Origin of the sequence: Enterococcus sp. JM9B, assembly GCF_009933265.1 — a bacterium.
Classification (GTDB): domain Bacteria; phylum Bacillota; class Bacilli; order Lactobacillales; family Enterococcaceae; genus Enterococcus_C; species Enterococcus_C songbeiensis.
The window spans coordinates 40,902-55,001 of record NZ_MAEK01000029.1 but is presented as its reverse complement, the minus strand read 5'-3'; the positions used below and the strand labels follow the sequence as shown (position 1 = coordinate 55,001).

17 protein-coding genes and 1 pseudogene are annotated in these 14,100 nt (G+C 34.7%); 7 read left to right on the top strand and 11 right to left on the bottom strand.

Annotation, left to right across the window (positions count from 1 at the left end; translation table 11 throughout):
* Positions 1–5 precede the first annotated feature (5 nt).
* From arsB (BAU16_RS08685) to BAU16_RS08660, 6 genes are all read right to left on the bottom strand, one after another.
* Positions 6–1,091: an ACR3 family arsenite efflux transporter gene (arsB, locus tag BAU16_RS08685; protein ID WP_016173361.1), complete on the bottom strand. Its 1,086-nt coding sequence runs from the start codon at positions 1,089–1,091 to the stop codon at positions 6–8.
* Between the two features lie 10 nt (positions 1,092–1,101).
* A complete protein-coding gene (gene arsB / locus BAU16_RS08680; protein ID WP_161526952.1) occupies positions 1,102–2,160 on the bottom strand; it encodes an ACR3 family arsenite efflux transporter in 1,059 nt (352 codons plus the stop codon).
* Between the two features lie 91 nt (positions 2,161–2,251).
* Entirely contained in the window at positions 2,252–3,979 is a 1,728-nt protein-coding gene (gene arsA / locus BAU16_RS08675; RefSeq protein WP_029487386.1) for an arsenical pump-driving ATPase, read from the bottom strand.
* A 34-nt stretch (positions 3,980–4,013) separates the two neighbouring features.
* The gene (gene arsD / locus BAU16_RS08670) at positions 4,014–4,388 is read right to left on the bottom strand and encodes an arsenite efflux transporter metallochaperone ArsD (RefSeq protein ID WP_029487385.1); all 375 of its coding nucleotides are present in this window, start codon (positions 4,386–4,388) and stop codon (positions 4,014–4,016) included.
* Complete coding sequence (locus BAU16_RS08665) at positions 4,366–4,713, bottom strand: ArsR/SmtB family transcription factor (RefSeq protein WP_016173357.1); 348 nt, start codon at positions 4,711–4,713, stop codon at positions 4,366–4,368. The genes arsD and BAU16_RS08665 overlap by 23 nt, the downstream gene beginning before the upstream one ends.
* A 187-nt stretch (positions 4,714–4,900) precedes the next feature.
* Positions 4,901–5,725, bottom strand: a complete 825-nt coding sequence (locus BAU16_RS08660; RefSeq protein ID WP_029487384.1) for a helix-turn-helix domain-containing protein — start codon at positions 5,723–5,725, stop codon at positions 4,901–4,903.
* Positions 5,726–5,943: 218 nt separating this feature from the next.
* Between BAU16_RS08660 and BAU16_RS08655 the strand changes: the two genes are divergently transcribed.
* Positions 5,944–6,234, top strand: a complete 291-nt coding sequence (locus BAU16_RS08655) for a helix-turn-helix domain-containing protein (protein WP_003128904.1) — start codon at positions 5,944–5,946, stop codon at positions 6,232–6,234.
* A 47-nt stretch (positions 6,235–6,281) separates the two neighbouring features.
* A complete protein-coding gene (locus BAU16_RS08650; RefSeq protein WP_161526951.1) occupies positions 6,282–7,469 on the top strand; it encodes a tyrosine-type recombinase/integrase in 1,188 nt (395 codons plus the stop codon).
* Between the two features lie 399 nt (positions 7,470–7,868).
* Here the strand turns inward: BAU16_RS08650 and BAU16_RS08645 are convergent, their stop codons facing one another.
* The 5 genes from BAU16_RS08645 to BAU16_RS08625 form a co-directional block, all read right to left on the bottom strand.
* Entirely contained in the window at positions 7,869–8,081 is a 213-nt protein-coding gene (locus BAU16_RS08645) for a hypothetical protein (RefSeq protein ID WP_048603201.1), read from the bottom strand.
* Positions 8,082–8,214: 133 nt separating this feature from the next.
* Positions 8,215–8,523, bottom strand: a complete 309-nt coding sequence (locus BAU16_RS08640; RefSeq protein ID WP_053082141.1) for a hypothetical protein — start codon at positions 8,521–8,523, stop codon at positions 8,215–8,217.
* 207 nt (positions 8,524–8,730) lie between these two features.
* A complete protein-coding gene (locus tag BAU16_RS08635) occupies positions 8,731–8,967 on the bottom strand; it encodes a hypothetical protein (protein ID WP_053082140.1) in 237 nt (78 codons plus the stop codon).
* Positions 8,968–9,242: 275 nt separating this feature from the next.
* Positions 9,243–9,590: a TIGR04076 family protein gene (locus BAU16_RS08630; RefSeq protein WP_048603200.1), complete on the bottom strand. Its 348-nt coding sequence runs from the start codon at positions 9,588–9,590 to the stop codon at positions 9,243–9,245.
* 20 nt (positions 9,591–9,610) lie between these two features.
* On the bottom strand, positions 9,611–10,582 hold the full coding sequence (locus BAU16_RS08625; RefSeq protein WP_048603199.1) for a helix-turn-helix domain-containing protein: 972 nt from the start codon (positions 10,580–10,582) through the stop codon (positions 9,611–9,613).
* 177 nt (positions 10,583–10,759) lie between these two features.
* On the opposite strand from BAU16_RS08625, the gene istA reads away from it, so the two are divergent.
* The 5 genes and pseudogenes from istA to BAU16_RS13600 all read left to right on the top strand — a co-directional run bounded on the left by istA (position 10,760) and on the right by BAU16_RS13600 (position 13,902).
* Positions 10,760–11,986, top strand: a complete 1,227-nt coding sequence (gene istA / locus BAU16_RS08620) for an IS21 family transposase (protein WP_161526950.1) — start codon at positions 10,760–10,762, stop codon at positions 11,984–11,986.
* 10 nt (positions 11,987–11,996) lie between these two features.
* A complete protein-coding gene (locus tag BAU16_RS08615) occupies positions 11,997–12,185 on the top strand; it encodes a hypothetical protein (protein WP_048603197.1) in 189 nt (62 codons plus the stop codon).
* A 121-nt stretch (positions 12,186–12,306) separates the two neighbouring features.
* Positions 12,307–12,474: pseudogene (locus BAU16_RS13710) on the top strand (site-specific integrase); the annotation flags it as partial.
* Positions 12,475–12,562: 88 nt separating this feature from the next.
* Positions 12,563–12,922 (top strand): DUF1304 domain-containing protein, encoded by a 360-nt coding sequence (locus BAU16_RS08610; RefSeq protein ID WP_161526949.1) that lies wholly within the window; start codon positions 12,563–12,565, stop codon positions 12,920–12,922.
* A 491-nt stretch (positions 12,923–13,413) separates the two neighbouring features.
* The gene (locus BAU16_RS13600) at positions 13,414–13,902 is read left to right on the top strand and encodes a hypothetical protein (protein WP_048603195.1); all 489 of its coding nucleotides are present in this window, start codon (positions 13,414–13,416) and stop codon (positions 13,900–13,902) included.
* Positions 13,903–14,100: the final 198 nt, after the last annotated feature.

Here is a 14,100-nt window from a genome sequence, read left to right as displayed (position 1 = left end):
CCCAACTACTCATATAGATTTTCAATTTGGTTAGTATCACCTGACTTAACAAACCATGACTTAGTATTGTTGGAAATCTTTACTAATAGCAACATGATCGGTACCTCAACTAACACTCCTACAACTGTTGCTAAAGTCGCGCCAGACTGTAGGCCGAAAAGTGAAATCGCAACAGCAACCGCTAGTTCAAAGAAATTGCTCGCACCAATCATTCCAGCTGGTGAGGCAATCTCATGAGGCAACTTCCAAAACCTTGACCACCCATAGGCAATAGTAAAAATTAGTAGCGTTTGAATGGTTAGTGGAATTGCAATTAATAAAATATGAATTGGATTGGCTAATATTTTTTCACCTTGAAAAGAAAAAATAATAATCAACGTTAGCAATAATCCAATGATTGTAACAGAGTCAAATTTCTTTAAAAAGACATCTTCGAAATAGTACTTACCTTTATTTTTTATTATCATTACTCTAGTAACGAAACCTAGAAGTAGTGGCACTACTACAAAAAGAACTGTAGATAATAGCAATGTTCCCATTGGAACAACAACATTGTCCACACCAAGTAGAAACGCTACAATGGGTGCGAATAGAATCAAAATAATTAAATCATTGATCGCTACTTGTACCAGAGTGTATGCTGCGTCACCTTTCGTTAGATAACTCCATACAAATACCATAGCTGTACAAGGTGCAGCACCTAATATAACAGCACCAGCAACGTACTCTTTTGCTAATTCTATAGGTATAAGATTCTTAAAAATCACATAGAAGAAAAAAGCGGATATAGCATACATTGTAAAAGGTTTGATTAACCAGTTTGTCACGCAGGTAACAACTAATCCTTTAGGCTTTTTGGCTGCACTAACAATACTAGTGAAATCAATCTTCAACATCATTGGATAAATCATTAACCATATCAAAATTGCTGTAGGTATTGATACCTGATAATATTCAAACTTACTTAAGGTGTCAGGAACGCTCGGCAAAAATTTTCCAATTAGCACCCCAATAACCATACACACAATTACCCATAACGTCAGATATTTTTCAAAAATACCTAATCCTTGTTTTTCATTCTCTGAACTCATTTATTTCCTCCTAATGGCTTGCGCCTTCTTTCGAAAAATATTTTTGTTTAAATTTTAAAGCAACATTCACTAAAGCAATTAAAACTGGAACTTCGACCAAGGGGCCAATAACCGCCGCAAATGCTTCACCCGAATTGATCCCAAATACACCTACTGCTACGGCTATCGCTAGTTCAAAATTATTACTTGCAGCCGTAAAAGATAACGACGCCGCGATTGGATAACTTGTGCCCATTTTTTTTGAGAGTAAAAATGATACAAAAAACATAATTACAAAATAGAATAGTAGTGGGATAGCAATTCGAACTACATCTAATGGCAACTCAATCACTTTTTCACCCTTTACGGAAAACATTACGATAATTGTAAATAGTAATGCAACCAAAGTTATTGGGCTTATTTTAGGGATAAACTTAGTTTCAAACCATTTTTTCCCTTTCATTTTGATCAAAATAAATCTTGAACTAAAACCTGCAACAAATGGGATTCCCAGATAAATAAAAACGCTTTTGGCAATTTCTCCCATTGTAATATTAATCGTATGTGTCTCTAAACCAAGCCAGTTCGGTAATACTGTGACAAAGATATATGCAAATAATGAGTAAAATACAATTTGAAAAATAGAATTAAATGCTACTAATCCAGCTGTATACTCGTTGTCTCCTTGGGCAAGCTCACTCCAGACGATTACCATAGCAATACATCGAGCAAGCCCAATCATAATTAACCCAACCATATAACTTGGATAGTTGTGCAAAAAGACTACTGCTAAAACAAACATAATAATTGGACCGACAATCCAATTTTGAACTAGTGAAAGTAAGAGTACCTTCCAATCCTTAAAAACACGCCACATTTCTTCATATTTTACTTTTGTAAGTGGTGGGTACATCATCAAAATTAAACCTATTGCAATTGGAATCGAAGTCGTCCCAACTTCTAAATGATTTATTACTTTAGGAATATTGGGAAAAAAATACCCCATTCCTATACCAATTGCCATTGCAATAAAAATCCATAATGTCAAATATCGATCTAGTAAAGACAATTTCTTAGTTACTTGATTCATTTTTCCATCTCCAGCAGAATAAAAAATTTATTTTCCTCAAACGAATAGATGAACCTATATATAGATTGTTATCTATATATAGGTCAAAAAATTAATGAACTAATTTTGCGTCAAAGTTAGGAACCCACTCTGTTACCGCAAAATGCCCATCTGAAAGATCTTTTACTTTATTGATCCACTCAATTTCATTTGTAGCGCGCGCCTTTAATACTTCATTGGACGTATCGGTAGCATACATACTTTGATTGACTAGCCACCAAGTATGAGCAATCTTTGCACGATTCAAATCTTCATCTAAACGCATCGATTCGTACACTGGCGTTGTTTCAGGCAGAGTAACCATCAATACTTCCGTTTCATTGCTATTTTGTAATCTTGGTAATAGCTTTTGAATCGACAATGGCACTTCGCCAGAACTTCTTTCAACTTCTTTGGCATAGCTTTGCGTGGAATCCAAAAGAAGCAATGTGTGTCCTGTTGGAGCGGTATCTATTACCACAATTTCATTTTCTGACTTATCTACAATTTCCGCAAATGCTCTAAATACTGCAATTTCTTGCGTGCAAGGTGAACGAAGGTCTTCTTCGACATAAGCGACATCATCCGCATTCATCGTCAGACGAGCTTTTGAAAGAACCTCTTTTTTGTAAGATTCTAGTTCCTGTTCTTCATCGATATGGCTGATTGAAATTGGCAACTCATTCGAAATAAAAAGATTTAGATGATCGGCAGGATCCGTTGTCGCTAAACGAACTTTTTTACCTGATTGTGCCAATTTTTCTGCGATTTGAATAGCAACAGTTGTCTTGCCAACGCCACCTTTTCCCATCGTAAAAATAATCTTTTTATTCGTTCGAATAAACTCACTCACAATAAAATCTAACGTTGGAAACTCAATCGGTTCCTGTTCATGTTGGTGAACAGCTGGCTGTTGATTACTCAATAAAATTTGAAGCTTATCTATTCCTGCAACGTTATATGGGCGAAGTGGAATATAGTACTTTTCTAATTTGCTCAAAGGCTTTGGCATTTCTTCTAGATCACTTTGTTGTTCACCGTAGATTACCTGAGAAATCACATCATCAGGATTATTCAATAATCCGTTAACCACTAGTAATTGATTCTTAATCCCTAATTTCAATAGTTCCTCGGAAGCACGTTCAGCTTCAATTAGTGGTGCTTTTTGCGGTCTGGTCACTAAAATTAAAGATGTTTGGGTTGCATCTGTAAGTGTCTCCACTGCTTTTTCATATATCTCTTTTTTATCACCCAATCCGGATAATTGTCCCAAGCAAGAAACTCCAGTTGTATTTTCATCCAGATAATTATTCCAAGCAGAAGGTAATTGTAGCATTCTTAGCGTATGCCCAGTGGGGGCGGTGTCAAAAATTACATAATCAAATTGCTCTGCAACTTCTTTATCAGTTAAAAAGTTCGCAAACTCGTTAAAAGCAGCAATCTCTACTGTACAAGAGCCTGATAATTGTTCTTCCATATTAACTAGTGCACTATCTGGTAAGATTCCCCGATAAGGACCGACAATACTCTCTTTGTATTCTTCTGCCGCTGTGATTGGATCAAAATTTGCAACTTTCAAATGGCTAATTCCGTCAACCGTAGTCGGTTTATTTGTTAATTTTGTTTGGAAAACATCTTGCAGGTTTGAAGCCGGGTCTGTGCTGACTAGCATAACCTGGTTGCCGTCTTCCGCTAAAGATGTCGCCGTGGCACAAGCCGTAGTCGTTTTCCCAACCCCACCTTTACCTGTGAAAAACAGATATTTAGTTAATTCTATCTTTTTTGGTATATATTGAAGCATTGTATCTCCTCCCTTTCCCTTTTAAAGAGGTCTATTAACAACAGCCTTCGCTCCCATTATTCCCTCCACAGCAGCTACCAGAACTAGCTGATTGAACTACAAAGCGAACCTCTCCATACTTTCCGAATTCCTCTAAGGTTGGATAAGAACCTTCTTTGACAATTTTTCCATCTAATAAGGTTATCGGCAAAATATCATTACCATTTTCTTGAAGCAACTTCAAGATTGTTGGATTTTTGACAAAAGCATCTGGATCACTGGTTAAATTGTGACGAGAAGCGTCAATTGAATCCAGTCCTTCGAAATTTTCAAATACTGAGGTTACCATTAGTAATTCTTCATCAACTGATGGACCGCAGACTCCTGTTGAACAACACATTGCTGGTTCAAATAGCTCCAATTTTTTCATCATTTTTTTCCCCTTTACAATTACAATTTAGTTTATTACAAATGCAATCATCTTTATCAGAAAACAATTGCATCATTGAACCCATAAATTGATCGGCGAAGCTTTCCGTTAATTGATAATGATGCCATATTTTATCCTTAGTCACTGTGACAATCCCAGCCTTTTCTAATACTTTCATATGATGTGAAAGAGTTGGCTGAGTGAAGTCAAAGTGATCTAAGATATCGCAGGCACACAAACTACCGCAAGACAATATATCAATGATTTTTAAACGTTTTGGATCAGCAAGAGCCTTAAGCATTATCGATATTTCATCATAATTCATATCTTCTACTCCTTTACATAGATGGATGTCTATGAATAATATAGATGAACATCTATATATTGTCAATCGCTTCTGTCTTTTTATTTCTTACTTTACTTTGAAACCTTTACTGCAAAAATGTAAATACTACCTATCACTCAAAAAGTAATAGATGGTATTTATCAAGTAATTATACGTATCAACCGCACTATTTCAATTTTAAAAAATAAATTTGCATTCTACTTGCCTCAGATTTAAAAGCCTTGTATATAAAATTCGTAGTATCTTCGTTCTTAACTTCAAATCGTTTTGACTGGCTGTTATAACTATACTCAACAATATTCAATTTTTCCTGCGCACGTTCAAAGCCATAGTAAATAATTCTAGACTTAGTTAAGTCTACACCTAGCATTGGAAAAGCTCGTGTAAAATAATCAATTTCAATTTGATTCCTTAAATCCGGAAAATTATGGTATAGATATTTTTGTCGCTTCGCAAATGTATAAGGCAACAAATGAACTCGGTTGTTCTTAACGTCTACATAGGCATAATAACGTGGTGATGGATCCAATGGGTCATTAGCCGCGGCCGCCGTATAAAGAGAATCTGTTCCTTCAACTTTGGAATACGTTAGATACGGATCATTTCTCTCCACTAACATACCGGAATCCATAATTCCTTGCAGAAACTCCATAATCGTCATTTCATCATAGACATCCACTTTTTGCTGTTTCAAGAATACCAACATTTGTTGTAGAAATGCTGGATTCACTTGTAACTGAAAATGGTCCTTCAATAAATTTGTTAGTACTTCCTCTGGCGTCCCATACAATAGCTCTTCTACCGTCGTCTTACCCAATAAGGCGATTTTTTTTAGTTTATCTTCTTTGGGCAGATTAATTCCTCGCTCCCAATTATTAACTGTGGTTTTGGGAGAATTACTGATTAGCTCACCAAACTGAGCCATACTGTAGCCTAAATCCGTCCTTATTTCACGGATTTTTTTTGCTACTCTTTGTTGATCAACTTTCATAGTCCTCATCACTCCGATATTTTTCTAGTTTAATCATATCAAACTTTCTTAATAATCGAAATACAAAAGTACTTATTTTCGAACTTTATTTTATTGACATTCTATCGAATTGGGTGTACGATAAACAAAAGTACTTTTATAAGTACTTTTGAAATGCCCTTTGAAAACTGAATAGCACCTTTCTTCTTTTCACTTCTAGATCGGAGGTAGATCAATCAATGGCAGTTGAAATTACACTTTCGCCTGATCAAGAGACGAGTTTAAGAGAATATATGTATACCTTAATGGTAGATGAAGTGAGAAACGCACGAATAGCCGTACATTTAGAGAATCGCTATTTATCAAAAAAAGAGACTTGTGAGTATTTAGGTATCGCCAACAACACGCTTGATAAATGGATTGATGCAGGACTTCCCATGATACATCTTTGGGGTGTTGTACGATTCCAGCGAGAAGAGATAGATAAATGGCTAAGGGAGTATTCCAAAGCACAGCAAGGCGCTGTATGATGAGTGTGTAGTGATACTGATATGCCATTTTTGAAAGGAAGATAGAAATGGCAATTAGTCTAATGGAAAATGGCTCGTATAAAGTCAATGTTTATATGGGGGCGGATGCTTCTCGATATGTGGCTTATGCGGACAGCAAACATGAAGCAGAGATTTTAGAAACAGAAGCAAAACTAAAAAAATTGAAAGGAGAAGTGAAAAAGAAGAAAGGTTCTTATACATTCAAAGAGGTTTACCAAATGTGGTGGGATAAGAAATACACCGTTACACAACATCATGAGCAGTCTACTTTGGATCGAACTAAGACTTGCTTTGAGAAGAGAATTCTTCCTTACTTAGGGGATGTTCCGATTAATAAGATTACCTATGACCTATTAGAAGATACCCAAATTTTGTGGGCATTTGGCAATGAGGAAAAAGGCATTAAACATTATGCTAACTATAAACACTGTGTCTCCTACACCAAACAAGTATTACGCTATGCCCTAGTGAAAGGTTATATCCAAAAGAATCCCTATGATTTGTTGGAGATGCCTGTAAATGCAGACCTAAAGAACAAAAAGGAAAAAAAACGTCAGCAAAAGTACTATTCTAAGGAACTCATCCAACAAGTGTTAACTTTGATGAAGCAAGAATATGGGGTGCGAGACTATACGTTACTTTCTTTGATTTATCAATTAGGGGCAGCCAAAGGAGAAATTTATCCCTTGGTCTGGTCAGATATTGATTTCAAAAACAAGACGATTTCCCTCATGCATAAATTGGTGAAAAATAAAGCTACCGGAAAATACGAACGTGTAAAAGGGATGAAAAACTCCTATCGATTTCGAACGATTCCAGTAGCAGATTCCGTTATTAATCTATTGGCAAAATGGAAAAAGGTTCAATTTAATGAACTTCAACAAGTCAATATTTTTCCAACCGATGATCAATTTATCTTCACTTATACAACTCAAAAGGGAGAACTGAATCAACCTTTGCATCCAGACTACCTTAACAATAAACTTGATGCCCTTTCAAAGAAATTTGACCTTCCAAAAATAACACCCCACGGCTTACGACATACTTTTGTCAGTGACCTTTTAAACAATGGTGTGGATGATTTAATCGTAAAATCTCTAGTCGGTCATGCGGAAACGTCAGAGATTACACGAAATGTTTACGGGCATGTAAATCCAGAAGTTCAGAAAGAAACCGTCAAGCACTTGGAGGATTACCGGCAAAAAACAAGTTGAAAAAAATAGTCGTAACCAAACTCGTAACCAAAATAAAAAAAGCACCTTCCAACTGAATGGAAAGTGCTTGAAATCGTTGGTATAACAACGATTAACGTTTAGAGAATTGAGAAGCTTTACGGGCTTTCTTAAGACCTGGTTTCGCTTATAAATAACGCAAACAGATTGTTTATTGTTTAATTTCAAGGGTTTTATAAATTTTTAAAAGTCTTTACATCAATCAGTTTCAACTGATTTCAAGCAACTCGTACATCACAACGTACATCAAAAAAATACGCAAACCAGAACACGACTACTCAACATAAATAACGAACTAATAATTATTTATGTTTGACATATCATACCTAGAAATATTCAAGATTAATTCTCTACAGCCGCCTTAAACAACATTATATCTCATCAGCTTTCTAACTCAGACGAGTGATATTTCTCAATGACTATTTTTAAAATCTCAACAATTTCAATATTTCCATCTACATATTCTTCTACTAATTTCATCGTCTCTTCGGAAGGCATTACTGCATCTAATGCTGAGTATGCCAAAGCAGTATCTCGAAGTTTTTGCCGCTCAATTTTCGTGGTGTATCTTACATTATGTTCGTCATCAGTCATACCCTACGACTCCTTATGGGTTGCTTACTAATAAAATGCTGACACATTTTTTCTGTATTAAACTACTCCTTTTTGATTACATAATAGTTTAAAATCATTAAAACCATGACAGATCCTTTGAGGGATGGAATTATTATTTAGATTGCAGCAATACTGTTAGCATCTCGTATGTCTGCGTTTTATCAAAAGGAATATCCTCATTTTGAGGAATTTCATTTATTCGTGTCTGTAATTCATCTAAGAACTCCAGCATGTCTTCTTGTACATGTTCATTAACGGACAACGGATCGAGATTTTTCAAAGAACCTAATAGTCTTGCTATATCGTTTAAATGCTTCTTGATGTTTCTACTATCCACGCGCATGGTTCCCTGTTCACGTTTTTTAGTTAAATCCAACCAGGCTTTTGCTTTAAACACAATAAGATATTTACTGTCCAGCACTGAATAGCCATCTACAATAATTTTTCCTTTTACGAGAAGATCATAATAGTCTTCATCCAGTAATAACGCAGATAAACTCGTATCCTCATCAAAATGTACTGGGGCTGTTCTTAATGTACTACTAAACCAATTTGGTGTTACACAAAATAGCTCTATAATTGCTGGATAATCTGGATTATCTGTTTTAGAGCGATATAGTTTTCCCTTTTAATCCATTTTATTTGGTGTGTACCCACCTACATGAATAAAGTCAACAAATGCCTGATAAAACAACCGATCTTTCTTTTCTTCGATAATCACTAAGTCATAATCTTTTGTTGAACGACTGTTCAATCCGTTTTGATGTAAAACAAGTGATGTAGCAGTACCACCAATTATCACATAACGATCCGAATAATCTTTAAAGGCTTCTAGAAATGCACAGTTACTATTTGCGACATGCAAGATGGCATTGCAAGCTTAGTTCCTAGCTACCACCTACATTTTTTTGGCGAGATTTCCACAGGGCTTCAACTTCATCGCTTCGATCAGCGGTCAAACGGTTTTGGTTTGACGGCTGGTCGAAACGATGAGATACTCACCCGCTGGAATCTCGAAAAAATTCTCACAAATCGTGTCCGAGGTATTGACTCAAATCCACTTCATACCTTCTCCTTGCTTATTCTAAATTTCACTTAGAACTATTTTTTTTATAAGTTGAAAAATTTAATAATGGAATATCAATCAAAGAAATCACCTGTATAAAAATTTTCATTACCTAGTTTTTTAACGGTCAGTTTAAACATAACACAACCATCAGGGCATACAAGGTCTTTAGAGAACTCATCTTGACCGCCAATATTTATTAAATTCCCGCCACTTCTAACAGCTTCCATAGTTGGAAACATAATCATCATCATTTTAGAACAGATACCATAGCCATCTTGATTAACAGGACATCCATATGTGCAAGAATAGGTATCTCCAATTTCTTCTCCATTTCTACAATATCGTTCCGTTTGATTTCCTCTTAAAAATCCAGTCACTTCAATGTTAAATTCATATTCTTCTTCGTACCATTTTTTCATTATTATCTCCTTTAGAAATCTCATTTTATTTTTTTTACGGGACGAATATATTTCCAGTATTTACTCGGGTCAAAGTAAAAATACATAATTCGTCCGACAGAAGTGTCATAAGTATAGCCTGTTTCATTAAAATCAAATGTCTCCATAGCTATTTCCATTTTTTCTTCAACACTTCTATTTTCTTGTTCATAATCAAATTCACCATGTTCAAAGACTAAATATTCTGATTCAGGAATATCCATTAATTTCATTTGTGAAGGGATAGCCTTTTGATAATTAGAAGGGAGTCGAGCACCATAACACTCTGTTCTAGAAAATCCCCAATCACACAACCGTCCCTCAGGATTACTGATATAAGCCATGAGTTGTCCACTTCCACTATTTGCTTCTTCACCACTATAATCGTCGAGCTTTCCCTTTACACTATCTAACAATCCACAAATAGTTTCATAATCTTGTCCTTTAATATCTTTTTGCTTATCCCAAAAATCCCAATACCCATTACTTTCTTTATTCTCAATGTATAAAAATTTATGTGCGGAAATTGTAACAAAATAAGTCTTTACGTTATCTGATTTTTTAATTTTACCAATTTCCTCTAAGCCTAAGAAATAACGATCATATGGCGTTAGCTTTGTTCGAAGTACAATAGGTATGGGGTCTTTTCGATAATCGCTAGGAGTTATTCCAAAAGTTGATTTAAAAGCCCTAGTAAAAGCTTCATGCGACGAAAAACCATAGTCAAAAGCAATTTCTATAATAGATTTATTGTTATCTCTAACTTCCTTAAAAGCAAAAGCTAATTTTCTCTGTCTAAGATAGTCCCGAAATGTCATCCCTAGAATCTCTTTAAACTTTTTGGTTGTGTAAAATTCAGAATACCCTAATTTTTTGGAAAGAAATCGAAGTGTTAAAGATTCATTGCTATAATTTGAAATAGATTTATCAATCTCATTAATAATCATTTGAAATGATTTTTCCCACTCATACACTCATCATCACCTCTTTCTAATACTTTTCATTATACTAAGAAAAGAACTTTAATACTTGACTTTATTTGTTAATTTTGTAAAGGGCCATGATAAAATGTAGGAAAAGGGCCATCGAAAATGTAGGTTAGATTTAAAATCTGATATTCTTTTTCATGAAACATTCAAGGAGAGTGACTCATGCGAAAAGATGTCTTAGAAGGAGTCTTACGACACATTATGAACGATATTCAACCTAACTATGCAGCCATGGCCAAGCAATATAATTGTGATTACCGAACAGTCAAGCGTTACTATGAAGCTGGAACTAAAGGGGAAGTAGAACAGATCAAAAAGAGACAATCTTCTGCTCCCCTTTTATTAAGCAGTTTTGAAGAAATTATTAAAGATAAAATGGAGTTAAGCTGTTCCGCTTCTTCAATTTATTATTTTATTAAGAAAAAAGGATATCAAGGTGGCTATACCACCGTCAAACGATATTGTCGGAACTATCGAGAAAAGCGTGTAAAAAAAGCAACCATTCGAATTGAAACGACGCCAGGTCTTTCTGCTCAAGTCGATTGGAAAGAAAATATTAAGATGGTGAGTAAACATGGTGAAGTCTTTTACTTCAATCTTTTTCTATATATTCTAGGCTATTCTCGCATGAAATACTTAGAGGTAACCTTTGATCGAACCCAAGCGAATGTCTTCAATTGTTTGGTCAATGCGTTTGAGTACTGCGGGAATGGTATTCCTCAAGAAATTTGGTTTGACAATATGAAAACAGTTGTTGACAGAAGTAAAAGCCAATTTAGTCAAACCGTTTTTAACGAAAAATTTCGTCAATTTGCTAAAGATGCTGGATTCAATCCGATTGCTTGTCGCCCTTTTCGTCCACAAACCAAAGGCAAAGTTGAAGCTTTAGCTCGTACTGTTAACCGCTTAATGGTCTTTAACTACGAGTTTGAAAATGAGCAGGAGCTAAAACGAATCGTCTATGAGTTTATGAATGACTTAAATAATGAACGTTCTCAAGCAGTGAATAATCATCCCTCTAAGCTTCTTATAGATGAACAATCGGTGTTGCGTCCTTTCAATCGTTTAGAATTAGTCAGATATGTTTCTAGAACCCAACACGTAATTAGAAAAGTTTCCATTGAATCCATGGTCCAATATCAAAACTCAAAGTATTCTGTTCCCGTGAAATATATTGGTAAAGAGGTAACTTTAGATGTCCGTAAGGACAGTCTATTCCTTTGGTATGGCCATCAATGTATTCGCTCGCACCCATTAAGCAAAAAAACCTTAAATTATCAACGTGATGACTCTCTTGAGATTCTTCGATCTGATGTCTTCCAATACTTAGAAGACGAAGAGTTGGAGCGCTTTGTAGAAGAAAATTTAAATGCTTACGATGAATTATAAGGAGGCTCATATGTCAAATTACCATCAGTTATTAAATCAATTATCAGATTTAAATCTTACCTGTATCAAAGAAATTTTACCTGCCCATTTAGATGAAGTAGCTAAAAATGAACAATCTCTAGTTGATTCTTTATTTGAATTAACACATCAAGAAATATTGCTCTGCCAGTTCCTCGACCGATTGGCCAGACTGGTTTAAATCTAAGATCGTCTTCTTAAAGTCTTCATCAAATTTTTTCTTGGCTTTTGCCATCGTGGACACGTCCTTTTCTTAGTAGTTAGATTCTACCAAATCGTGTCCATGAAATCATCCTGACATCACACATACCATGAGAAAAACATTCGGATATAAGTATTATCGACAATTCAGGGATATTCCCACATTGATGAAAATTTTGAATCATTCTAGTCAAGCAGTGACTATCCGATACATCGGATTAGAAGAAGAAATACGAGCTAGCTTGGATAAGTTCAATCCCTTAGATTAAATTGGTGGTTACAAGATATTTTACAACTCACTTAAAATAACGTATAGTTGGATAGTAATCAAAATAAATAGTTAAGAAAGGAGAAAGAATGTCAATATTATCAACAGTATTGATTGTTTTAGTAGCTTTGGAATTTTTCTATATCCTATATTTAGAAACATTTGCTACAACTTCAGACGCTACAAGTGGAGTATTTAACATGACAAAAGAAGAGTTAAAAAGCAAAGCTTTAAACACACTTTTTAAAAATCAGGGTATTTATAATGGTTTGATTGGTGTTGGGTTATTATATAGTGTTTTTCTTTCAAGTAATCCAATCGAAATTAGTAGATTACTATTAATTTATATTATTTTAGTGGCATTATATGGCAGTATTACAAGTGATAAAAAAATTATTCTAACCCAAGGTGGTTTAGCTATTTTAACACTTATTTCAACATTCTTTTAAGCAAATAAAAAGCACAGTCAATTAAGAGTGTGCTTTTTGTTTGTTTCTTTTTATCTGAACCGTATTATATTTCCGTCTATTTGAATCAAACTTTATCATATAACATGATAATTCGCAAAAATATGATAATTATGCTGCTTTTATATATTGTAATTCTTTTGATAATATTCTTTAAAGTAGACTAAATCTCAATATCATAGTAGCTAGTATTGAACAATTATTTCCACTTAATGACTTTTACTCGTCCATTATAGATTATTTTAACTGCCTATATTTCAAGAATACACAATTTATGGCGAAATACCTTTTATCATAATTTAATATCCCATATCGATGCTATATTTTCCTCAGTACTAACGAAGATGGCAATAATTAACCTTCTATTTTTTATACATTTACATTTTTTGAATTATTGTTGTTTCATATCGATGTGATCAACCTGGTTAAAACCCCAAGTTGTTCCAAACAAATTATAGAAAGTTGGAAGAAAAATGAAAGTACAAGTGTTGAATAAGTCTAACTTTATTTGTTTAGGAATGACCTCTGTAGTAGCTTTAGGATTATTCGTCAGTACAGGTACAAGTGTATATGCTAGCGAAATCAATAATACTGTCAAAGCTGACTCTTCATCTCTATCTCTGCATGACATGACAAATCAAGCTTTACCCACCACGGGAGAAGTGTACTTTAATAATTCCGATATTTTGAATTACATCAAAGAGAATGATCCACAAGGTTATAACACGTTATCACAAGATGATATTAACTTTCTTTTGAGAGAAGATATGCTTAGAGCAGGTAGTAATCGTATCACATTTAGTGTATCTGGCTTTAAGATTTATTTAAGCTCTAGTACAGCAAAGTGGGCTAAGGACGCTGGAAGTGTTGCTGTTGCGATCCTATTTGGTGCTATTACAATAGCTACTGGTGCTGCTCTTACCATCACAATTACTAATTGGGATGGTTCAAGTGGAATCTGAATATCACTTAATTGGATAGGTGGAATTACAGGTCAGAGGAACACAATAAACATTTAAAAAATGTTATACAAGCATCTGTTTTGTAATCAATTTACGCTAGAGTAACTCATCCACCCGTGAAAACGGATGGATTTTTAATACCCCTAGAAGGGGGCAACACTCGTGGCCCCTTAAAAGGGCTTTTTAACAGACTGCCAC

Excerpts from the sequence above, each read along its gene's own strand:
- arsB (WP_016173361.1), bottom strand. The coding sequence starts at position 1,091 with ATGAGTTCAGAGAATGAAAAACAAGGATTAGGTATTTTTGAAAAATAT.
- arsB (WP_161526952.1), bottom strand. The coding sequence starts at position 2,160 with ATGAATCAAGTAACTAAGAAATTGTCTTTACTAGATCGATATTTGACA.
- arsA (WP_029487386.1), bottom strand. The coding sequence starts at position 3,979 with ATGCTTCAATATATACCAAAAAAGATAGAATTAACTAAATATCTGTTT.
- arsD (WP_029487385.1), bottom strand. The coding sequence starts at position 4,388 with ATGAAAAAATTGGAGCTATTTGAACCAGCAATGTGTTGTTCAACAGGA.
- BAU16_RS08665 (WP_016173357.1), bottom strand. The coding sequence starts at position 4,713 with ATGAATTATGATGAAATATCGATAATGCTTAAGGCTCTTGCTGATCCA.
- BAU16_RS08660 (WP_029487384.1), bottom strand. The coding sequence starts at position 5,725 with ATGAAAGTTGATCAACAAAGAGTAGCAAAAAAAATCCGTGAAATAAGG.
- BAU16_RS08655 (WP_003128904.1), top strand. The coding sequence starts at position 5,944 with ATGGCAGTTGAAATTACACTTTCGCCTGATCAAGAGACGAGTTTAAGA.
- BAU16_RS08650 (WP_161526951.1), top strand. The coding sequence starts at position 6,282 with ATGGCAATTAGTCTAATGGAAAATGGCTCGTATAAAGTCAATGTTTAT.
- BAU16_RS08645 (WP_048603201.1), bottom strand. The coding sequence starts at position 8,081 with ATGACTGATGACGAACATAATGTAAGATACACCACGAAAATTGAGCGG.
- BAU16_RS08630 (WP_048603200.1), bottom strand. The coding sequence starts at position 9,590 with ATGAAAAAATGGTACGAAGAAGAATATGAATTTAACATTGAAGTGACT.
- istA (WP_161526950.1), top strand. The coding sequence starts at position 10,760 with ATGCGAAAAGATGTCTTAGAAGGAGTCTTACGACACATTATGAACGAT.
- BAU16_RS08615 (WP_048603197.1), top strand. The coding sequence starts at position 11,997 with ATGTCAAATTACCATCAGTTATTAAATCAATTATCAGATTTAAATCTT.
- BAU16_RS08610 (WP_161526949.1), top strand. The coding sequence starts at position 12,563 with ATGTCAATATTATCAACAGTATTGATTGTTTTAGTAGCTTTGGAATTT.
- BAU16_RS13600 (WP_048603195.1), top strand. The coding sequence starts at position 13,414 with ATGAAAGTACAAGTGTTGAATAAGTCTAACTTTATTTGTTTAGGAATG.